Genomic DNA, 22,344 nt, shown 5'->3' with positions numbered 1-22,344 from the left:
GGTGACATCATGAAAGGTATTGTACTGGCAGGTGGTTCAGGGACGCGTTTATATCCATTAACCCAAGGAGCATCAAAACAACTGATGCCAATTTACGATAAGCCTATGGTTTATTACCCTATCTCGGTATTGATGCTTGCAGGCATCAGAGACATTCTTATTATTTCCACCCCTGAAGACATGCCTGGTTTTAAACGTTTATTAGGAACGGGGAGTCAGTTTGGCGTGTCGTTTACCTATGCCATCCAGCCCAGCCCAGATGGCCTTGCCCAGGCATTTATTATTGGTGAGGAGTTTATTGCAGGTGAGCGCTGTGCTTTGGTTCTGGGTGATAACATCTATTTTGGCGAAAGTTTCGGCCGTAAACTGGAACACGTGGTGGCTCGGGAACAAGGAGCGACCGTGTTCGGTTATGAAGTAATGGATCCTCAACGTTTTGGTGTCGTCGAGTTTGATAAAAATCAGCGTGCAATATCAATTGAAGAGAAACCAGAAAACCCAAAATCAAATTGGGCAATAACCGGACTCTATTTCTATGACCATCAGGTTGTCGAGATGGCAAAACGGGTACGCCCGTCCGTTCGGGGAGAATTAGAAATTACCACCCTCAACCAAATGTACCTGGATCAGGGGAATCTGACGGTGGAATTACTTGGCCGTGGTTTTGCCTGGCTTGATACCGGAACACATGAAAGCCTGCTTGAAGCATCACAGTTCATTCATACCATTGAACAACGCCAACGCTTCAAAGTCGCCTGTCTGGAAGAGATAGGTTATCGCAAAGGATGGCTCAATAAGGAGCAGGTTGCAGAACAGGCAAGAAAACTGCAAAAAACCCAATACGGCCGATATCTATCCTTATTGACGGAGGCGATTGATGAAAGTTACTAACACTGACCTTCCCGGCCTGAAAATAATCCAACCGAGTGTGTTTGGCGATCCGCGAGGATTTTTTCTTGAAACCTTTGAGAGGGATCGTTACCAAAAAATGCTGGAAATTGACCTTGATTTTGTCCAGGACAACCATTCCCGTTCATCAAAGTCGGTGCTGCGTGGCTTACATATTCAGTCCCAGCGACCACAGGGTAAATTGGTTCGCGTAGTTCGTGGGGCGGTTTTTGATGTTGCTGTTGACCTCCGACAGGGCTCAGCCACTTATGGTGGTTGGCATGGGGTGCTACTGTCAGAAGATAATCATACGCAGTTTTGGATCCCACCAGGCTTTGCACACGGCTTTCTGGTGTTATCTGACATTGCAGATTTTGAATATAAATGCACCGACTATTATTTCCCGGAGCATGAAGAGTGCCTGCTATGGAATGACCCTGAGATCAATATTACCTGGCCAGAAGACACTCCGTTGCTCTCTCTTAAAGATCAAAATGGTCAGTCGCTAAAGGGGTACAGAAAATGAAAGTTCTGCTAACAGGTGCCAAAGGACAACTGGGGCGGTGTTTTTCAGACTGCGCCCCTGAGAGCTGGAAAATTTATAGTCTGAGTTCTGCTGAGCTGGATATTACTAATGGCAGAAAAGTCGAAGCTATCATCCGTGCATTAAAACCCAATTTCGTTGTCAATGCGGCAGGTTATACCCAGGTTGATCAAGCTGAGTCACAGCAGTTTTTAGCCAATGCCGTGAATCGTACAGGACCAGAGAATCTCGCGCGTGGTGCCAATAGTATTGGTGCAAGATTAGTCCATGTCTCTACCGACTATGTTTTTGATGGCAAGTCACAGCGTCCTTATCTTGAAGACGACAAGACCGCCCCGCTCAACGTCTATGGCAAGACGAAACTAGAGGGAGAAGCTGCCGTGTTGTTGCGTCAGCCTGAAGCCATTGTGTTACGAACCTCTTGGGTTTTCAGTGAGTATGGTAATAATTTCGTCAAAACCATGCTGCGGTTAGCCGCCACAAGGAAAATTCTGCGAGTAGTCGGTGATCAGCTTGGTTGTCCAACCGATGCACGCGATATTGCCATGGCCATCATCATGCTGCTCAAAGCACAGGCTCCCGGCGGGATATATCATTTTTCGGGAAGTACGATGATGAGCTGGTACGATTTTGCCAGGCAGATTATTGACATGGCCGCCAAGAATGAACTCCTGAACACCTGTCCGGAGTTGGTGCCTATCGCCACATCTGAATATCCATTTCAAGCGGTCAGGCCACTCTATTCCGTTTTAGACACTCATAAGATAGCTCCTTTTTATCATCCGTCGACCTTTGATGAATCATTGAGAAGGGTGATTTTTAGATGAGCCTTTTGTCTAATGCAAAGTGGAATGCCCTGTCACAATTTTTTAAGATATTTGTCCAGGCGGTCAATCTTATTTATCTGGCCAAAATCATTCCACCGGATCAATACGGCATCATGGTCATGGCAGTGGTGGTGATCAACCTCGGGATTCTGCTCAGGGATCTCGGAACATCAGCGGCAATTATTCAAAAGAAATCACTCAGCCACGATTTGATCAACTCCATTTTCTGGCTTAATGTGACACTCGGTGTTGTCTTATGCGGGGTTATCACGCTACTGGCTAAGCCATTGGCTATGCTGTACGGGCATCCTGAACTGACTACGATACTGATGATGCTTGCCGTGACGTTCCCGTTATCCAGTTGTGCCGCGACGCATCTCGCCTTACTGGAAAGGGATTCGCGCTTCAAAAGCATCGCCAGGATCGAAGTGACATCGGCGCTGGTGTCAGTGGTTGTCGCGGTTACAATGGCCAACCTTGGTTATGGCGTGTTTAGCCTGGTTGCTCAGGCCATTACGTTGAATCTGATGTCTGCCGTGCAGTTCTGGGTGGTTTCCCACTGGAGACCTTCCGTCAAACGGCTCATCCAATTGCGTGATATTAAAGAGATTTTTTCGTTCAGCACACATCTCTCTTTATTCAACCTGATCAACTATTTTTCGCGTAATGCTGACAGTTTCATTATAGGGAAATTTATGTCAGCAGCAATTTTGGGCCAATATAATCTGGCCTACCGCATCATGCTTTTCCCCTTACAGAGCCTGACCTTTGTCGCCACTCGTTCGCTTTATCCTATTTTAAGCAAATATCAGGATGAAAATGGGAAAATTCTTAACACTTATATCAATACTGTTTTTGTTATTCTTGCGTTAACTTCACCGCTAATGACAATTATAGGATTTTACAGTTTCCCATTGATCGCTACTTTTTTTGGTGAACAATGGCTAAAAACGGCTGAAATTCTCAAATGGCTGGCACCCACAGCCATTATACAGTCGGTTTTGAGCACCACAGGTTCGGTATTTATGGCAAAAGGAAGAACCGACATATTGATGCGCCTGGGTATATTAGGGGCATTTCTCCAGTTGACTGCTTTTATCCTTGGCGTTCAGTTTGACATTAACACATTTGCTAAGTTTTACTTAATTGCAAACGTGCTTAATTTCGCCCCTGTCATGTACTGTCTGATGAAAATCATTGGCGGTGATATATCCACCTTGTTTTTTAAAACATATCCAATTGCAATCTCTGTGATGAGCATGATTTTCTTTATGTTGCTTATCGACCACCAACTTCCTAATAGGGAGATAAAAGAGATATCACCTCTGATATTGATTTTTTTCAGCAACCTTTTATTTTATTTTCTTTGTCTTCTTGCCATATCAAAAGGTTCGAGAAAATTCATATATGGAAAAGTAGTCACACGAGCAGACGGATTTTTATCCACTAATCGACACAAGCGATCTATTGATAAATAGACACACAGCCATTAAACAAAATCACCCTTATAAATATCAACTTCTTCATTAATTAGGTTTATTCTCATGAATACACTGCCGCATCACGTAAATATTAGCGCCAACATTTCTTATAAAAACACAATTAATAAATTCACACTCATATTTTCGGATCTTGTTTTTTTCAATGCGGCATTATTTATCACTCTGCAATTAATTAGTTCACATTCACTGCTCAGTCTTTCTGCTATTTCCACAACCAATTTTCAGATACATATCGCCACACATATTGTTTTATCCGTGGCTTGTATTGGTTGGTTCTGGATGCGCTTGAATCATTTCACCTACAGAAAACCCTTCTGGTTTGAGTTGAAAGAGATTTTCCGCACCATTCTTATTTTTTCAGTGATCGATCTGTCCATTACCGCACTCTCACAGTGGCAAATGTCCCATTCTGTCTGGCTCTTAACTTGGCTACTTACCCTGGTCATGGTCCCTTTAGGTCGTGCGATTTCCCGACGTTTACTGAACCATTTTGGACTGTGGAAAAAGCAGACAATTATCATTGGTAGTAACAAAAATGCCAAGGAAGCCTCGCAGGCATTACAGAGTGAAAATGTACTGGGGCTGGATATCATCGCCTTCTACGATGTCGACGGCAGCAGCCCACAAGCCAGTATCAACGGCATACCGGTACTGCATTATGAGCAGGAGCTGTGGCGGCTGACGGACAGCGAGACCCAGTTCATCGTGGCGGTGGAGTTTGAGCAGAGCCAGCACCGTGATCTCTGGCTGAAAATGCTGGCAACGCAAAACTGCCAATCCGTATCGGTTATTCCTTCCTTACGCGGCGTCCCACTTTATGGTACCAACATGGCTTATATTTTCAGCCATGAGGTGATGATTCTGCGGGTTAAAAACAACCTGGCGAAGCGGACATCACGCTGTCTGAAACGTACCTTCGATATCGTTGGTGCCCTCGGAATCATCATTTTGCTGTTACCGGTATTGCTGTTGCTAGGCTTTATGGTCGCACGCGACGGCGGCCTGCCAATTTACGGTCACGAGCGTGTGGGCATTAATGGGCGCAAGTTTAAGTGTCTGAAATTCCGGTCTATGGTGATTAATTCTAAAGAGGTGCTGGCAGAAGTGCTGCGCACTGACCCGGTAGCCCGCGCCGAATGGGATAAGGATTTCAAAATCAAGAACGATCCTCGTATTACTAAAGTGGGTCAATTCATCCGCAGAACCAGCCTGGATGAGCTGCCACAGTTGTGGAACGTGGTGCGGGGCGAGATGAGCCTCGTAGGCCCGCGCCCGGTGGTTGAAGATGAACTCAGTCGTTATGCCGGTGATGTTGACTATTACCTGATGGCAAAACCCGGGATGACGGGATTATGGCAGGTCAGCGGTCGCAATGACGTTGACTACGAAATACGTGTTTATTTAGATTCGTGGTATGTCAAAAACTGGTCACTGTGGCATGACATCGTGATTTTGTTTAAGACGGTCGCTGTGGTGCTAAAACGTGACGGTGCTTATTAATAACCAGACAGCGCTAAAAAAACGCTCATCTTTATTACCCAATCGACATTTCCACTCAATCTATGAGGTTTATGTGATAGCAAATGACCAGAATTGTCACCCAACTGCAAAATAAATTTATTATGCATGCGATAAAAAACTTATCTCATGAAAACCTTATTAAAAATAGCAGCTATTTTATTTGCGATGCTCAGTATTTCTTACTGGCATTAACCAAAAAAAATAACCATTTAAGCATGAAAAATATCGTTCTTATTTTCAATAATGAATTGGAGGTTTTTATTTTTCAATCAATATGTAATGTGCCATTTTTTGCGCTGGATGTTCGCAGCCAGGATGTATTTACCTTCTTCAAAAAAAACAAATTATTTAAAAAAATTAAACCATTGAAAAAAAATAATGACAGTATCAGAATGCGTGTTTTTCTTCTTATTCTTCGCCATTTTGATGATGAAGCTATTTGCCAGTCACTATTCATCAGCATGAAAAGATTGAAAGAGATTAAGTCGCAACTGACCTGGATTTTCTTCGAGAAAAGAAGAAACCTGTTCTATCTTACCTTGAATGTATTAATCAACCATCACAGACTGGCTGCATGAACAACCGGAGTCTGGGTTGAATAAATCTAACTGTTGAGCGTAATCAGGCGGGCCAGCTCCGTCAGCATACAGTGCAAAAAAACCACGCACGGTGAAATTGCACATCGGGTTATCGACTCCAATGGCTTAACACTTTTCGGTGAGGGTGAGTGGAAGGTGAAAAAACACCGTAAGGAAAAGCGTCGCGTCTGACGGGGAGTGGCCGACCCTCTGTTTCGGTCGGCCAGCACGGGGCAATCGAAAAATCACCCCGGTAAAATCAGAACGTTTCCCAGTTTGAATCAGACACAGGTGCGGCTACGGCAGGTGCCTTGCGCGCTGGAGTGCCCTTCAATGCCGGTCGCTTCAACGGTGCCGGTGCCACACTGCCCTGACGGGCAATACGGAACACGGCAACAGCCTGCGTCAGACGGCTGGCCTGATCTTCCAGTGAGGCCGCCGCCGAAGCAGACTCTTCCACCAGTGCGGCGTTCTGCTGCGTCACACGATCCATCTCTGTCACTGCCGTGCCGACCTGATCAATACCGCGACTCTGTTCATCACTGGCTGAGGCAATCTCACCCATAATGTCAGTCACACGGCTCACTGCATTGACGATATCCGTCATGGTTTCCCCGGCGGTACCCACCAGCGCAGAGCCGCTGTCCACCCGAGAAACAGAATCTTCAATCAGCCCTTTAATTTCTTTCGCTGCCTGCGCACTGCGCTGGGCCAGATTACGCACTTCTCCTGCCACCACGGCAAAACCACGGCCCTGTTCACCGGCACGTGCCGCTTCCACTGCCGCGTTCAGTGCAAGGATATTGGTCTGGAAGGCAATACCGTCAATCACGCTAATAATGTCGGCAATCTTCTTCGAACTGCCGGCGATGTCATTCATGGTTTTCACCACGCCGTCCACCACTTTACCGCCCTTCTGCGCGGTTTCTGATGCGCTGAGCGCCAGCTGAGAGGCCTGACGGGCGTTCTCGGCATTCTGTTTCACGGTCGCCGTCAACTGCTCCATGCTGGCCGCCGTTTCCTGCAACGCGGAGGCCTGCTGCTCAGTGCGCGATGACAGGTCATTGTTTCCGGCAGCGATTTCGCTGGCACCGGTGTAAATAGCATCAGAACCGTCACGCACCACGCTGACCGTTTTCACCAGCGACTGCTGCATATCATGCAGACTGGACGCCAGCTGGGCCATCTCATTGCGCCCTTCTGACACAATTTTCTGCGTCAGATCGCCCGATGCGATACTGCGGATGTGGGCAATCGTCGCCTGCAACGGACGAATCAAAATATTACGCAGACCAAACCAGCACAGCACAATCAGTGCGATCACCAGCGCCATCACGGCGGCGATGGTCCACAGCATATGCTCATAGGCTTCCTGGTTCTGCACGGCACCCTGTGCGCTCAGCTGGTTCTGCACCTTACGCCATTCGGTATATACCGCCTGCATGGCAATCTGCTTCTTTTCAATGTTCTGTTTGAACATCGCATCCAGCTGTTTGTTTTCCATCTGCTGCGTCATCGCGACAAGCGCAGTGACGTAATCGCTGTAGCGCTGCTTAAGACGTTCGGTCAGATCAACATCCACACCTGGTGTTGCGGGCGTCGCCAGGAAGGCATCATAAGATTGTTGTGCGGTAACCAGCTGCTGTTTTGCCTGCGCACTGAGCGTAGACAGAGAGGCGCTGCTGCCGCTGTTCGCCGCTTCACTCTGAATGCGCAACATCCCGCGGTTCAGGGTGATACGTGTCTGGTTTAGCGTGACCCACGCATCGGTAAATAATGAGACGTTATCATTCGCCGTTTGAGAAACCGCAAAACTATTTTTGTCGTGTGTGAGCGCGTTGATAAACAAGCCGCCCGCCGCCAGTTGTAAAAATCCGAAGATAAATAGCACCAGAATCAGGCTGGTGACGACTTTAATACGCGTGAACATAAGTGAACCCTTGGTGAAATAAATGGAATAACAGTGGATGTATCGGTTACCAGGCGGGGATCTTTATGTTGCTGGGAGTTTAGTAACTAAAAGAGGCGAATCACCGATTCGCCTCTTTTTATAACACGCGGAAAAACACGCTATTACGCGCTACGCAGCGTATCCATCAGCGCCATCTCTTCACTGCTTAACAGCTTCTCGATGTCGACCAGAATCAGCATACGCTCACCCAGTGCACCCAGACCTGTCAGATACTCTGTCGACATGGTGACCGCGAATTCCGGGGAAGGACGAATTTGGTCCTGCGTCAGAGACAGCACGTCAGACACGCCGTCAACGACGATACCCACCACGCGCTGTTCCAGATTCAGAACGATCACCACGGTATTGTCGTTGTACTCGACATCGGGCTGCGCGAACTTGATGCGCAGATCGATAATCGGAACAATAACGCCACGCAGGTTAGTCACACCTTTAATAAACGCCGGGGTGTTGGCGATACGCGTCACCTGGTCGTACCCACGGATTTCCTGAACTTTCAGGATATCAATTCCGTACTCTTCGTCACCCAGCGTAAACACCAGGAACTCCTGACCCACGGTTTCGCCGGCGAGTTTAGTGACAGTGGCCATTCCAGTCATAATTCTACCCTTAATCAGTTATTGTCAGGCTGCGGCTCCCGCCACACGCTTTTCACGGTTCAGAGACTGCAGTGCTGAGACATCGACGATCAGCGCTACACTGCCATCGCCAAGGATGGTGGCAGCAGAGATGCCCGGCACTTTGCGATAGTTGCTTTCCAGGTTTTTCACTACCACCTGGTGCTGACCAATCAGTTGATCAACCAGCAGCGCGTAACGTTTTCCGGCGCTTTGCAGGATGACAACAATCCCCTGCGTGGCTTCGGTTTTGGCCCCCTGGACCTCAAAGACGTTCCACAGCTCAACCAGTGGCAGATACTCGCCACGCACTTCCAGCACGCGTTCGCCGCCTGCCAGTGCTTTCAGGTCGTCTGCCAGCGGTTGCAGTGATTCCATGACCGCATTCAGCGGCAGGATAAACACTTCGTTCGCCACGCGCACTGACATCCCATCGAGGATAGCCAGCGTCAGTGGCAGCAGGATACGGATTGTGGTGCCCTTGCCCTGTTTAGACGAAATTTCAACGTGTCCACCCATTTCCTGGATATTACGTTTCACCACGTCCATACCAACGCCACGGCCGGAAACATCCGTCACCTGCTCAGCGGTTGAGAAGCCTGGGGCGAAGATCAGCATGCCGACTTCTTCGTCGCTCATGGATTCGCTGACCGGCAGGCCAGAAGACAAGGCTTTCGCCAGAATACGTTCACGGTTGAGACCGGCACCATCATCGGTGACTTCGATGCAGATGTTGCCGCCCTGATGTTCCGCAGACAGCGTCAGGTTACCGATCGCATGTTTGCCTACCGCCTGGCGTTTGTCAGGGGTTTCGATACCGTGGTCAAGGCTGTTACGCACCAGGTGCGTTAACGGGTCAATGATACGTTCGATCAGGCTCTTATCCAGTTCGGTCGAGCTGCCCATCAGGGTCAGTTCAACTTCTTTACCCAGCTTACTGGCCAGGTCACGCACCAGGCGTGGGAAGCGGCTGAAGACGTATTCCATCGGCATCATACGAATCGACATCACCGACTCTTGCAAGTCACGGGCGTTACGTTCCAACTGCCCCATGCTGTTGAGCAGGTCGCCGTGGTTAACCGGGTCAAGTTCACCGGAGCGCTGGGCCAGCATTGACTGGGTAATCACCAGTTCGCCAACCAGGTTGATCAACTGATCGACCTTCTCTACCGCCACACGGATACTGGTGGATTCGTTAACTTTTGGATTAGCGACTTTTTTCGCCGGCTCACGCTTCAACTGCACAATGTCGCTGACACTGGCCAGTTCAGGCTCTGCAGCGACGTCAGCTTCAGCATCCGCCACGGCCTCAACCACAGGCGCTTCCGTCATGGCGCTGGCAATATCCACCACATCAGCCTGCGGGAAGTGGATCTGCGACTCGTCGATAACGAAGCACAACACGGCAACGATATCGTCTTTACCAACAGAGGAGTCGAGTGTGGCTTCCAGTGAATCATCACCTTTTACCGCATCGGAAACCGTGCCCAGGTTACCCAGCTCTTCCAGCATCAGATCGGCTTCGTTGGTTTTCAACCCGGTCAGTTTAATGCGCAGACCGCTGGCCACTACGGAAGGCGTACCGCCCGCTGCAACAGGTGCGATGTCGGTGACCGGTGCTTCGCCTTTGGCTTCCAGCGCGAGCTGACGTAAGGCCTGACAAATGTATGCAAACGTCGCGGCGTCGGGTTCCGAGGCGGTTTTATACGCATCTAGCTGTTCCTGCATAATATCTTTGGTTTCCAAAAACAGGTTGATGATATCGGTACTGAGCTGCATTTCGCCGCGGCGCGCACCGTCGAGAATATTTTCCAGAATATGCGTGGTTTCCTGTAAAACAGTGAAACCAAAAGTACCCGCCCCGCCTTTAATCGAATGGGCAGCCCGGAAGATAGCATTAAGCTGTTCCGAATCTGGTTCCTGCGGGTCAAGACCCAACAGGTGTTGTTCCATGTCCGCCAACAATTCGTCGGCTTCATCAAAGAACGTCTGGTAAAAGTCGCTGATATCCATGCTCACGGTATCACCTCGGCTGTGAGTCGCGATCGGTCTGGGTCGTCGGTGCCGGAGCAGCAGGTAACGAAGTTACCGGCGCCTGGGTACTGACAGACTCAGCCTGTGGGTGTTGAGGGTCTTGGTTTTTGGTGGCTGTGGAAGGAACTTCCGGCGCCGCTATCTCTTTAAGGCTACTTGCATCGTTAATCTGCACCGCATCACTTTCGGCGTTTTCACGCTCGATCTGCGTTTCGGTGTCATGATTTAACACCAGCAGACTGATACGTCGATTCACCGAATCGTTTCCGCCGCGATTCTTTAGTTTCATGGTGTCAGACATGCCCACCACGCGCAGCATCTTGCCACCGTCCAGTCCTCCCAGTACCAGCTCACGCCGTGATGCATTGGCGCGGTCGGCAGAGAGTTCCCAGTTACTGTAGCCACGGTCGCCCCCGGCATACTGGAAATCATCGGTATGGCCCGCCAGGCTGATCCGGTTCGGAATATCATTCAGAATCGGGGCAATAGCGCGCAAAATATCGCGCATATAAGGTTCAACCTCAGCGCTACCGGTTTTAAACATGGGTCGATTCTGGCTGTCGATGATCTGAATACGCAGCCCCTCTTCCACCATGTTAATAATCAGGTGCGGACGCAGAGCACGCAGTCGCGGGTCAGCTTCAATCAGCTGGTCCAGCTTCTCCCGCAGGCGGTTCAGACGAATCTCTTCCAGCTTGCGTTTCTGCGCATCCATATCCACCACTTTATGGACTTCACCGATTTTTTCCGTCGGGTCCTGGCCACCGCCAGGAATCGGGCTTGAGCTATCGCTGCTGCGCTGCCCGCCGGTTAACGCCACTTTCAGCGGCGTTTTAAAGTAATCGGCAATCTGAATCAATTGTTGAGGACTCGAGATTGAAATCAGCCACATCACCATAAAAAAGGCCATCATTGCCGTCATAAAGTCGGCGTAGGCGATTTTCCATGAACCGTGCGAGCCGGCATGCTTATTCGACTTTTTCCGCTTTACCAGCACAATGGGGTGATTGTTATGCTTCATGCGTCTTGGTCCGAAGTCTGCTTATTGGATTTAGCATTACGCACATGCTCTTCCAGCTCGGTAAACGACGGTCGGTCGGTTGAGTACAACGTCTTACGACCAAACTCCACCGCAATCTGCGGGGCATAACCGTTGAGGCTGGAAAGCAGCGTGACTTTAATGCACTGCATCATCTTGGTGTTCTCTGCACACTTCTGGCGTAATACACCCGCCAGTGGAGAGATAAAACCGTACGCTAACAAAATACCGAGGAAGGTTCCCACCATCGCGTTGGCGATCAGCGCACCCAGTTCCGCCGCAGGTCGGTCTGCAGAAGCCAGGGTATGAATAACCCCCATTACCGCTGCAACGATACCGAATGCCGGAAGTGAGTCACCCATCGTCGCCAGTGCCGTTGCCGGGACATCACACTCGTGTTCGTAGGTTTCAATCTCTTCGTCCATCAACGCTTCGATCTCAAAGGCATTCATATTGCCGCTGACCATCAGGCGTAAATAGTCGGTAATAAAATCCACTAATCTTTTATCGGCAAGAATGCGCGGGTAATTAGCAAAAATCTCACTTTCCTGCGGATTTTCGATATCGCGCTCCAGCGACAGCATCCCCTGCTGGCGCGATTTAGCCATCAGGCGATACAGCAGCGCCATCAAATCCATATAAACGGCTTTATTGTATTTCGCGCCACGCATCAGCAACGGTAGCGATTTCAATGTCGCTTTAATCGCCTTACCGTTGTTACCAACGATAAACGCACCGACACCGGAACCGACAATAATCAGCACTTCTGAGGGTTGGTATAATGCGCCAAGATGGCCGCCAACCATTGCGAAGCCGCCTAACACCGACCCGAGGACAAGGATGTAACCCAATATAATCAGCACAAATAATCCTTACGCTGCAAACGTGTGGGTGGAAGGGAGCCAGAATAAACAGGGGGAACACCAGACGTGGGGCAAAAAAAAAGCAGCGGTCAAAGACCGCTGCTGGATTCACTCCACGTGGCGAACACTATTAAACGGCTTGTTTAACCTGTTCATCCAGCAGTTGTGAATTGTTATCGGCAACTTCTGCGATAAGTTTACGTCTTTTTACCGCTCGAGATGGCGGTTGGCACAGGCTGCAAGTGAAGCTACCCACGGGCTGATGCGCATGGTTAATAAAGCTTCCGCCGCAGCATTTGCAACCGGTTAATTCCAGCATGCCACTTTCAACAAACCGGACCAGGGTCCAGGCGCGTGTCAGCGCCAACAGCGGGCCCTCGTCCTGTTGCGGGCACTGTTCGAGATAGAGACGGTAAGCTTTGATCACCGCTTCCACACCCGTACACAACCCGCTTTTCACCATAAACTGCCAGGCATTACAAAACATGGAAGCATGGATATTCTGCTCCCAGGTCATGAACCAATCGGTAGAAAACGGCAGCATGCCTTTTGGCGGTGGGCTACCGCGCAACTCTTTATACAACTTAATTAAGCGACCGCGACTCAGCTGCGTTTCGCTTTCTAACATTTGTAAGCGTGCACCCAGAGTGATGAGTTCCATCGCCAGCTGAATATCGCGCGCTTCCTGAACAATACTTTTCTCAGCCATTAGCTCGCCACTCTCTTTTTCGGTGTCTCATCATCTTTCGAGACATCACGTAATAAACGACTAGATAACAAGATGCCTGTATGGATCTGTTGTAAGTCGTCCACGCGAGATTCCTGAGTGAGACGGCTGATTGACTTGTGATCGTTGAAACGGAACTGACACACCAATTGATTGGTTTCGGCCAGCTTAACCATTTCGGGCAATGTTAATCCTGCAAGCGCATCGGCCATTGGCTCATCGATGCCCAGACGGAACATTGCTGAAGCTTTTTCCTGGTTAATTAAACGTTGTGCGAGCAATAAATATGACAAGTTGATGTCGTAAATATGTTTGAGTAATTCTGATGTACCCATTTTTTTTCCATCCTGACTGACACTACTTTTAACGTGTGCGGCTGAGGCCGCTACCATGGTTGCTGGTTGGTAAATCTAAAGATGGCAAAAAATTTAGTGGCAAACGCCAAACGTATAAATAAGCTGTCTTGTTTTTCGGCAAACCAAGCCAGGAAATAATCATGAATTCATTTTGCCAGTGGCCTTTCCTGAGCCCTCTCTTCCCTGACCCCGTCCGTGACTTCTTGTTACATTCTTTTAAGACTATTCCGAAAACAAGGCAACTCTATCCCCTCTATTCGTGGGATACAACGAGAAGCCAGCCGAATTTTAGATAAAGTGTGACGTAGATCACATTTTTAAGGCAAATACTTCCCAAAAACCCATCAGCAATACTGTTGATTAGCTCACTAACTAACCATTTCGGTCATTTTTTGTAAATTTCACACCGTGAGTAACCATCACCAGTCCAAAAGCGGACTAATTGGTATATTAAAGCGAACCGGCTGAGACGAAGCGGCAAACACCGAGCATTAATCTCGCAATAAATAAAATAAACAGGATTTAATGCCAGAAAAGACAGTGAAGCAGACGAGTATGGTTAGTTACTCACGGTGAGTATCTGACAGCTACATGAAGTCAAAAATGTGACATAGCGCAGGTTTTTTACAGGAAGTGATAATGCTTTGTAAGCAGTCAACCTCTTACGTTCAGCCTGTGACAGCAGATGTAAACAAGCGTTACATAAGTGATATGAATGTTTTGGCGGGAGTTTTAGGAATTACCCTATGAGTATCGACAAAAGACCAACTTTCTTTAGTGAAAAGTGGATTTTTTTTAGTTTCTATGGGCCGGATGGGTGTTTTTTCCACAATTAACCGCATAAATAGCGATGTGGTGATCGGGAATGGTTAAGCGGGGGGCCATAAAATCAGGGGGCATCGCCCCCTGTTACGAACCGTTCTTATTTAGGCTGGACCGTCTTATCAGGCGAGTTTGGGAAAGGCGGCCACATTACTCTCCTTTTCCTGCACCCGCCCTTCCTGCGGCAACGCCCGCAGATCTTTCAGGTAGCTCTCACGCCAGTGGGTGATGTCGTTTTGGCGCAGTACAGTCATCATGTCGTTGTAGCGCGATATTCGCTCCGTCCGCGACATGGTCATCGCCTGATTCAGTGCGGCAGCAACCTCATCCCGATCGTAAGGATTGACGATCAGGGCTGATGTGAGTTCATTGGCCGCCCCGGCGAAGCGTGACAGCACCAGCACGCCGGGATCATCCGGGTCCTGTGCCGCCACATACTCTTTCGCCACCAGATTCATGCCATCACGCAACGGCGTCACGAGGCCGATATCCGTCAGACGGAATATCTTCATCAGCAGTCGGCGGTCAAAATGCTGGTTCAGGTAGTAGAGAGGCGTCCAGCCCAGCGTGCCATACTTACCATTGATGCGCCCTGCTTCCGTTTCCAGCTGGTGGCGAATGTCCTGATAGGCCTGCACATCACCGCGCGAAGTCGGCGCAATCTGTGAGTAGCGGATTTTCCCATGATGCTGTGGGTAGTTTTCCAGCAGCGCCTCATAGGCGAGAAAACGCTCCGGCAATCCTTTCGAATAGTCGAGCCGCTCACAGGCAATGATGTTCTGCGCATCACCTAAATCTTTTTTCATGGCCACCATTTTCGGTGGTAGCGGGCCTTCAGCCATCTCTTTGATACTGTCTGGCTCAATCCCTATCGGATAAACTTCGGTGGAGAACCGGTTACCAAACGCACGATGCGATTTCCCCTGGGTGGACAGCGGAGTCAGCAGTGACACACACTCCAGAAACGCGATGCGGTCGCTTTCTGTCTGGAAGCCCAGCAGATCGTAATCGCACATCATCTCCAGCAAATCGGCATGAGGGGGCAGCGCGTTGAAGATTTCCGGCGTTGGGAACGGGATATGCAGGAAGAAACCAATGCGATTATTAATGCCCAGCTTACGCAGCTCAGCGGCAAACGGCAGCAGATGGTAATCATGGATCCACAGCACATCGTCTTCTTTCAATAGCGGCTTTAAACGCTGCGCCAGCTGAATGTTCACGCGACGATAACCCTCCCACGCTTCGCGCTGGAAATTCACCAGGTCAAGGCGGTAATGAAAGGCAGGCCACAGTACGGCATTCGAGAACTGAAGGTAATAAAGGTCATAATCGTTCTGGTTCAGACCAAAGGAGGCATAAGTGATGCCATCCTGCTCAAGCATGTTGAGTTCGTCATCATCCTCACCGATTTCATTAATGTCTCCATTCCAGCCATACCAGACGCCTCCTGTGGATTTCAGCGCATCGACAATCCCGACGGTGAGCCCCCCTGCACTGGCCTTACTGCCATCCGGGATGGCAATACGGTTAGATACAACAACTAAGCGACTCATAACCTTAACTCCTTTCTGACGTTAAAACGTCTTCATCTAGTTTTAATCGTGCCTGTTCCAGCCAGACATAAACGGCAGCAACATCACTGAGATGTCCCCGCGCGTTGCTGGGGCCGGCACCGACTTTAATGGAAATGCCGTCCAGGGCATTGACCGTGGTAAACCCTGCCTCATCGGTCAAATCATCTCCGAGAAACACCGGGACACGCCCGGCGAACGGAGGCTGCTGCATAAAATCATCAATGGCGGCGCCTTTGTTTACGCCCCGGGGTTTCAGCTCCACCACACACTTGCCGGGTTGCTGCACCAGTTCCGGGAAGCGCGCAACACAGGCTTCCGCCAACTGTTCCACCGCATGCTGATGCTCTGCTGCCTGACGATAGTGCAGGGCAAACGCCATGCCTTTACTTTCCAGCGTGGTGCCTGGCAGTGCGGCGAGCGCCGAGGTCAGTTCACGATTGAGCGTCCTGACGGTGTCGGGGTCGAGAGAGATGCGCGTGATATGCCCTTCGCTGTCACGTCGTTCCGCGCCGTGTACGCCAGCCATCGGCAACACGAGCGGAGACGCCAGCGCATCCAGTTGATCAATTGGCCGACCGGAGATCAGTGCCACGGCCCCCTCGCAGCGATGTGCCAGCCGTTTGAGATCGTCCAGCGCCTGCGCCGGAATAGAAACCTCATCGGGCCGCGGCTTAATCGCTGCCAGGGTGCCGTCCACATCAAAGAAAAAGGCGTAGCGGGTATCTGCCTGGAGTGGGGGAACGAAATCTGTTTGCGTTGTCACACATTCCTCCTGAGTTAGGGTTTCAGAAGATGCTGCTGACAATGAGGGGGACAGCGTAGCCTGACGAACGGGGTAAACGGGACCTGTCGTCAGACGTGGTCGAGGGCAGGAAATCTCATGCGTCGGCCCTCAGTGCAGACAACATCAGACTAAAGTATAGCGGGGTTTCCAGATCCCGCCAGAAATCAGGCGCTAACAGGCTGCTGCCACAGAGAATTCACATCTAACTCCGGCCAGCGGTTTACCTCTTCGGGTCCCACGATGTTGTCTTCACAGTGCAGACTGGCCAGATCAATGACGTGCGGCGTCAGTCGTTTTCCACTATTCAGTGAGAAGAAAACGCAGACTTTGGGTTGCAGCAGCGAATGGTCTCCGGGTTCAATCACCACCCCAAGACGCCCTGACGACAGGCGCACCAGTGAGCCAACGGGATAGATGCCCACCGCTTTGACAAAGGCATACAGCAGTTTGCGGTCGAAGTGCCCAGGCCAGTTCGCCATCTGGTGCATCGCACTGGCCGGGTTCCAGCCTGCTTTATAAGGACGTTCGGAAGTGACGGCATCGTAGACATCACAGATGGCCGCCATACGCGATAACAACGAGATGCCATTGGCGCGCAGCCCGTGCGGATAACCGCTGCCATTCACTTTCTCGTGATGGTGTAATGCCACATCCTGCAAATCGTCATCGGCTCCGCTCAGACGCAGGATCTCCGCCCCCGCCACCGGATGGAATTTCATGATATCGAACTCTTCATCCGTCAGCTTGCCAGGTTTGTTGAGGATCGCCAGCGGTATCGCCGCTTTGCCCACATCATGCAGCAGCCCCGCCATCCCGGCGCGTTTCGCCTGCGCCTCGTCCAGCTCCAGCTGTGATGCCAGCGACAGCATCAGTGCACAGACAGCCACGGAGTGAAGATACGTGTAATCATCATGGGATTTCAGACGCACCACGCTGAGCAATGCCGCCGGATGGCGGTTGAGCGATCCGGCGATATCATTCACCAGCGGGACGGTACTCTCAGCATCAATGGTTTTACCCAACCGCGCATCGCTGAACATCGCCATCACCGGGCCTTTTGCCGCGAGGCAGATTTTATTTGCCTGTGCCATTTCACTCTGCATCGTCACGACGGCATCTTCAGCAACAGACTGCGGTTCGTAAACAGCGGGAACCTCTGCAATCGGTTGTGTCAACGGTGCCCCTTCGCGGATTTTCACCTCAGGGCCTCGGCCACGGGACAGATCGATCCACACCTCACGAACATCGCTTTGCTGGATGGCATGGATGTGTACGGCGTCAGACAGCAGCATCTCATTATGTACCAACGGGTGCTTAAGCCAGAACACATCCAGCTTGTATAAATACATCCCCGTTTGCAGTTCATTCACCGCAATACTGATGATCATCCGGCCTCCCCCTGACAATGTGAATTCCATTCCTTCATTACTATCGGCAGATCAACAAAAAATCTGCAGGGCTGGCGGACAAATCAGCGGGAATTTTACCGGAGATTACGCCAGATGTGTCCCTGCTCACAGCCGATCGCCCTGTGCGAGAGTGCAGAATTAAGAATAGGATTCTTCCACCAAAATACCGGGGTTTTATTGACAGAAATTGAACTAAGTATGGGTAACCACAGAATCAGCATCAGACCTGTCTGGAATATCAGGCAGCGGGTTCATCCTGCCAACACATTCCACACCAATGCGCTACATTGCCTTAATTACCCGGCCATCAGTCAGACTGAAGCGCCAGCATGCAGAATAAGGGGCGATAATGTTAAACATGATGATCAAACGAAAGCGTGAACGCCGTCACACGGAAGACCGCTATCTGGCCCTGGTGCTGGCCACCAGCGCCGGGCTACTCAATGCCATGGCACTGGGCGCGTTCGGCGTCTTCCCTTCGCACATGTCCGGTAACACCTCCCAGCTCTCGACTGAAATCTCCCGCGTTGATATCCGCGACCTGACCTTTCTCCTCGCCATCATTACTGCTTTTGTGACCGGCTGCGTCACCGCCCGCATGATGGTGATCGTCGGTATCAGAAATAATATCCGCACCATCTTCAGCCTTATCCTGCTGACTGAAGGGGTATTGTTGATGATGATGTCGGCGTTTGAACTGTTGTTCTACTCTTCCGGCAATAACCGTGAGGTGCTGGTGTTTCTCGGCTTTTTAATGGGGATCCACAACGCCACCTCTACGCAGCTATCAAATGGCCGTGTGCGCTCAACGCATATCACCGGCACGCTGACGGACGCTGGCATTGCGCTGGGTTCTTTGCTGGCAACCCTGTTTCGTCGCGACCCGTCAAAAGAGGTCAACGTTCAGCGCAAACAGTTTATTACCCACCTGATCACCATCCTCTCATTCCTGTCGGGCGGCATCGCCGGCTTGCTGCTATTTAACCAGTTTGGCTTTAGTTCAATGATTGCGGTGGGGGGCTTTCTGGTGGTGATCGCCCTCAGTTCGATTGCCATCGCTGTACAGATGGCCCGACGCTAACGCCGTTTCCTTTCCTGATAATGTCCTTTTGCCTCCTGCCTGACGCAGCAGCTTTCAGAGCTGCGTCATAAAATAACAATTTGATCTGACCCGGTGTGACATTTTCGTTGCGGAAATAAACACACTACATAACTATAGGTAGAACGTTCTACTAAAACGTTCTACTGATTTTAATTACGCACACTCATACTTAAAACTCTGTCCCAGCAGGAGACACCATGCGTTTTTTTACCGGGTTCGTTAAATCGCTTTCAAAACTGTCGATGATAGGCCGCGCGCTGATGCTGCCCATTTCACTGCTGCCCGCAGCAGGGTTGTTACTGGCCTTCGGGGATAAATTCCATCTGCCGCTGATGATGAATGCCGGTGGGGTCATCTTCGATAACTTACCGCTACTGTTTGCGGTCGGTTCGGCTGTCGGTCTGGCTTCTGAATCCGGTATCGCGGCGCTGGCCGCCACCGTTTCCGTGCTGATTACCAATATGACGATTGGTACCGTGATGCACATTACACCGGAAATGGCCGCCAGTGGCGGTAAGTACGCGATGGTGATCGGCATCCCGACATTACAGATGGGGGTGTTCGGCGGCCTGATATGCGGCGTCCTCGCGGCATGGTGCTTCAACCGTTTTCACACCTTACAACTGCCTGAATTTCTCGGTTTCTTCTCCGGCAAGCGTTTTGTCGCTATCGCCACCGCGTTCCTCTCTTTCCTGCTCGGCCTGGTCTTGCCGTATATCTGGCAACATATCCAGGCGGGCATTGATGCCCTGTCGATTGTGGTCAATGGGGATAATCAGGCGCTGTCGACCTTTATCTTTGGTCTGGTTGAGCGTGCGCTGATCCCACTGGGACTGCACCATATCTGGTATCCGTCTTTCTGGTACTCCTTTGGGGACTACACCACCCAGGCCGGGCAGCTTATCCACGGCGATCAGACCATCTGGTTCAAGATGCTGGAAGAAGGCACCAAGTCCTTTAGCAGCGACAGCTATCAGAACGCCGGTAAGTTTATGCAGGGGGAATTCCCGCTGATGCTGTTCGCTCTGCCCGCCGCCTGTCTGGCGATGTACCATGAAGCGAATACCAAAAACAAAAAAATTGCCGCCGGTATTCTGTTCTCTGCCGCCCTGACCTGCTTCCTGACCGGCATTACCGAACCGGTAGAATTTACCTTTATCTTCGTCGCCCCGATCCTCTATGTGTTTAACGCCGTTATGGCGGGCCTTTCTTATATGTGTATGTACCTGCTGCACGCACATATCGCCAAATCGTTCTCGGCCGGGCTGATTGACTATATCTCATTCGGTATTCTGCCTTCCTTTAATGGCTTCCAGACCAACTTCCTCAGCGCCGTGATCGTCGGTGTGCCGATGGCAGTGATCTACTACGTGGTGTTCCGTTTTGTTATCCGCCGTCTGGACGTTAAAACACCGGGCCGCGCCGATATCACCGCTAACGCCGGAGATAAAAGCGATATCGAGCTGGCGACAGAGATCGTCGGTCTGCTGGGAGGCAACAAAAATATTGGCAGCGTGGGTGCCTGTATCACACGACTGCGACTGGAAGTTGAAGACAGCGAACTGGTTGATAAAGACGGGCTGTATCATCTGGGCGCACGCGGCGTGGTGTTCGTCGGGGATAACGGCATTCAGGTTATCTTTGGTGCCCGGGCGCAGTTTATCGCTCAGCAAATGACGCAGCTGACCGGGCGGTAACTGGCACAAATCGTCGTCTCCTGTATGCTACGGGAGACGCGTTTTTTACAAGGATTGCAATGAAGAAGGTCAGCATCATTGATGTGGCAAAACTGGCGGGAGTTTCCGTCTCCACGGTGTCGCTGGTACTCCGTCAAAAAGGGAAGATTTCAGCGCAAACCATTGAAAAGGTAAAAGAGGCCATCACTGAACTGGGCTACGTACATAACGTTGCCGCCGCTAACCTGCGCTCTAATACCTCAAATCTGATTGGTCTGATCGTGCGTGACTTTAGTGATACCTTTAACCTTAAGGTGATCACCAGCATTGTACAGGCGCTGGAGCAGCAGGGTTATATGGTGTTTCTTGCTCATCCTCAGGATGATGAAGATCGCCTGGTCCAGTGTCTGTTGTCCTTCAGCCGCCAGGGGGTGGCAGGTGTTATTTATCTCACGAATGATGCCACGCGGCTCACCTTACCGGGTCCCATTCGCCACTGCTCACTGCCGCTGGTCACCGTTTCTCAGGCAATGATCGAAGGTCAGTACGATCTGGTGATGCGGGACAACCGCCAGGCCGCGGCCCAGGCCACACGCTATCTGATTGAGCGTGGGCATCGTAATATTGCGTATATTGGCGGGGAAGAGCGCTGTCAGATCCGCGCTCAGCGTCTGGCCGGTTACCGCATGGCGTTGCAGCATTACGGCTTACCTTATAAAGAAGAATTGACGCCTTCCTGCCTGGAAGAGACGAATGCGGCCCGCCTGGCCACCCGGCGCTTGCTGGAAAGCAATAATAAGATCACCGCCCTGCTGTGCCACTCATCACATGCCATTATTGGCTGCCTGAACGGCATCCATCAGGTGGGTCGTACCGTCGGGAAAGATGTATTTCTGACTCAGCAGGTGTCGCTGCTAGGCTTTGAAGATATGTTGCAGATTAACCTCAGCTCCCCCTCCTTTACTTACGTCTCTTCTGCCAGTGATGAAACAGGCCGACAGGCCGCTGCGCTGATCCTGCGTAAAATCCAGCAAAGCGACCTGCCGCCTCAGCGTATTGTCGTTTCGGGCGAACTGGTGCTCAGAGAATCCGGCTGATCGCGCCTACCCCTGTCCTGTATTCACCCGCTTGCCGATATTTTTCCATGGTCATTGAGAGCACACTAACCGCCCTCGGGATCCATACCGGCTTAGATCAACAATTAGAATGTAAATTCCATGCAGTACGAAAAAAACCCTTATTTGAAAAATTCAATCCGTTAAATGGGCCGTTTTGATCGTATTTCCACTGAAAAAAAACGGTTTACCCCCTCCCCAACGCGCCGATTTTGTCATAATACCCATCCAACGCCATTTTTCATATCACTGATTAAATTCAGTTTTTACTTTTCACCCGCCACCATTTCATAACCAGGGGTAATGAAACCTGTTTATCTCACACCAAAATCACCGCTCAGTGCAACAATCGCTTAAATAGTTTTAACCCGCTCACAGATTTCGAAATATTCAA

19 protein-coding genes and 1 pseudogene are annotated in these 22,344 nt (G+C 50.5%); 10 read left to right on the top strand and 10 right to left on the bottom strand.

All coding sequences use genetic code 11. The features are described from left to right. Nucleotides 1-9: 9 nt before the first annotated feature. From rfbA to FVB43_RS24580, 7 genes and pseudogenes are all read left to right on the top strand, one after another. A complete protein-coding gene (gene rfbA / locus FVB43_RS08225; RefSeq protein ID WP_167863762.1) occupies nt 10-891 on the top strand; it encodes a glucose-1-phosphate thymidylyltransferase RfbA in 882 nt (293 codons plus the stop codon). Continuing rightward, on the top strand, nt 878-1,414 hold the full coding sequence (gene rfbC, locus FVB43_RS08220) for a dTDP-4-dehydrorhamnose 3,5-epimerase (protein WP_159336477.1): 537 nt from the start codon (nt 878-880) through the stop codon (nt 1,412-1,414). Before rfbA ends, rfbC begins: the two co-directional genes overlap by 14 nt. Further along, nucleotides 1,411-2,259: a dTDP-4-dehydrorhamnose reductase gene (gene rfbD, locus FVB43_RS08215; RefSeq protein WP_159336476.1), complete on the top strand. Its 849-nt coding sequence runs from the start codon at nt 1,411-1,413 to the stop codon at nt 2,257-2,259. The genes rfbC and rfbD overlap by 4 nt, the downstream gene beginning before the upstream one ends. Further along, entirely contained in the window at nt 2,256-3,737 is a 1,482-nt protein-coding gene (locus FVB43_RS08210) for a lipopolysaccharide biosynthesis protein (protein ID WP_167863761.1), read from the top strand. Before rfbD ends, FVB43_RS08210 begins: the two co-directional genes overlap by 4 nt. Nucleotides 3,738-3,803: 66 nt before the next feature. Next, nucleotides 3,804-5,261, top strand: a complete 1,458-nt coding sequence (wbaP, locus tag FVB43_RS08205) for an undecaprenyl-phosphate galactose phosphotransferase WbaP (RefSeq protein WP_167863760.1) — start codon at nt 3,804-3,806, stop codon at nt 5,259-5,261. An 83-nt stretch (nt 5,262-5,344) separates the two neighbouring features. Further along, nucleotides 5,345-5,860 carry a hypothetical protein gene (locus FVB43_RS08200; RefSeq protein WP_159336473.1) on the top strand — a complete coding sequence of 172 codons (516 nt, stop codon included), beginning with the start codon at nt 5,345-5,347 and terminating at the stop codon, nt 5,858-5,860. A 39-nt stretch (nt 5,861-5,899) separates the two neighbouring features. Continuing rightward, nucleotides 5,900-6,049 (top strand): annotated as a pseudogene (locus FVB43_RS24580) (IS5/IS1182 family transposase); the annotation flags it as partial. A gap of 70 nt (nt 6,050-6,119) precedes the next feature. Here the strand turns inward: FVB43_RS24580 and FVB43_RS08195 are convergent. The 10 genes from FVB43_RS08195 to FVB43_RS08150 all read right to left on the bottom strand — a co-directional run bounded on the left by FVB43_RS08195 (nt 6,120) and on the right by FVB43_RS08150 (nt 18,036). Further along, on the bottom strand, nt 6,120-7,790 hold the full coding sequence (locus FVB43_RS08195; RefSeq protein ID WP_133841760.1) for a methyl-accepting chemotaxis protein: 1,671 nt from the start codon (nt 7,788-7,790) through the stop codon (nt 6,120-6,122). A 143-nt stretch (nt 7,791-7,933) separates the two neighbouring features. After that, nucleotides 7,934-8,431 (bottom strand): chemotaxis protein CheW, encoded by a 498-nt coding sequence (gene cheW, locus FVB43_RS08190; RefSeq protein WP_133841759.1) that lies wholly within the window; start codon nt 8,429-8,431, stop codon nt 7,934-7,936. 24 nt (nt 8,432-8,455) lie between these two features. Beyond that, nucleotides 8,456-10,462 carry a chemotaxis protein CheA gene (cheA, locus tag FVB43_RS08185; RefSeq protein ID WP_133842137.1) on the bottom strand — a complete coding sequence of 669 codons (2,007 nt, stop codon included), beginning with the start codon at nt 10,460-10,462 and terminating at the stop codon, nt 8,456-8,458. Between the two features lie 10 nt (nt 10,463-10,472). Continuing rightward, nucleotides 10,473-11,504, bottom strand: a complete 1,032-nt coding sequence (gene motB / locus FVB43_RS08180) for a flagellar motor protein MotB (RefSeq protein WP_133841758.1) — start codon at nt 11,502-11,504, stop codon at nt 10,473-10,475. Further along, nucleotides 11,501-12,385, bottom strand: a complete 885-nt coding sequence (motA, locus tag FVB43_RS08175; protein ID WP_133841757.1) for a flagellar motor stator protein MotA — start codon at nt 12,383-12,385, stop codon at nt 11,501-11,503. The genes motB and motA overlap by 4 nt, the downstream gene beginning before the upstream one ends. Nucleotides 12,386-12,515: 130 nt before the next feature. Then, the gene (gene flhC, locus FVB43_RS08170) at nt 12,516-13,094 is read right to left on the bottom strand and encodes a flagellar transcriptional regulator FlhC (RefSeq protein ID WP_133841756.1); all 579 of its coding nucleotides are present in this window, start codon (nt 13,092-13,094) and stop codon (nt 12,516-12,518) included. Next, nucleotides 13,094-13,447 carry a flagellar transcriptional regulator FlhD gene (flhD, locus tag FVB43_RS08165; RefSeq protein ID WP_133841755.1) on the bottom strand — a complete coding sequence of 118 codons (354 nt, stop codon included), beginning with the start codon at nt 13,445-13,447 and terminating at the stop codon, nt 13,094-13,096. The genes flhC and flhD overlap by 1 nt, the downstream gene beginning before the upstream one ends. A 965-nt stretch (nt 13,448-14,412) precedes the next feature. After that, a complete protein-coding gene (gene otsA, locus FVB43_RS08160; protein ID WP_167863759.1) occupies nt 14,413-15,843 on the bottom strand; it encodes an alpha,alpha-trehalose-phosphate synthase in 1,431 nt (476 codons plus the stop codon). Between the two features lie 4 nt (nt 15,844-15,847). Then, a complete protein-coding gene (otsB, locus tag FVB43_RS08155) occupies nt 15,848-16,627 on the bottom strand; it encodes a trehalose-phosphatase (protein ID WP_167863758.1) in 780 nt (259 codons plus the stop codon). Nucleotides 16,628-16,812: 185 nt separating this feature from the next. Then, the gene (locus tag FVB43_RS08150; RefSeq protein WP_133841752.1) at nt 16,813-18,036 is read right to left on the bottom strand and encodes an HD-GYP domain-containing protein; all 1,224 of its coding nucleotides are present in this window, start codon (nt 18,034-18,036) and stop codon (nt 16,813-16,815) included. 370 nt (nt 18,037-18,406) lie between these two features. Between FVB43_RS08150 and FVB43_RS08145 the strand changes: the two genes are divergently transcribed. The 3 genes from FVB43_RS08145 (at nt 18,407) to malI (ending at nt 21,932) form a co-directional block, all read left to right on the top strand. Beyond that, on the top strand, nt 18,407-19,138 hold the full coding sequence (locus FVB43_RS08145) for a YoaK family protein (protein ID WP_133841751.1): 732 nt from the start codon (nt 18,407-18,409) through the stop codon (nt 19,136-19,138). 218 nt (nt 19,139-19,356) lie between these two features. Next, nucleotides 19,357-20,856, top strand: coding sequence for a PTS transporter subunit EIIC (locus FVB43_RS08140; RefSeq protein ID WP_133841750.1), 1,500 nt, complete (start codon nt 19,357-19,359; stop codon nt 20,854-20,856). A 59-nt stretch (nt 20,857-20,915) separates the two neighbouring features. Further along, nucleotides 20,916-21,932 (top strand): Mal regulon transcriptional regulator MalI, encoded by a 1,017-nt coding sequence (malI, locus tag FVB43_RS08135; RefSeq protein ID WP_133841749.1) that lies wholly within the window; start codon nt 20,916-20,918, stop codon nt 21,930-21,932. The last annotated feature ends 412 nt before the right edge of the window (nt 21,933-22,344 follow it).

This window comes from Erwinia rhapontici, assembly GCF_012271765.1.
GTDB classification, from domain to species: Bacteria; Pseudomonadota; Gammaproteobacteria; order Enterobacterales; family Enterobacteriaceae; genus Erwinia; species Erwinia rhapontici.
The sequence above is the reverse complement of the archived record's forward strand: the minus strand, read 5'-3'. Positions and strand labels throughout refer to the sequence as shown.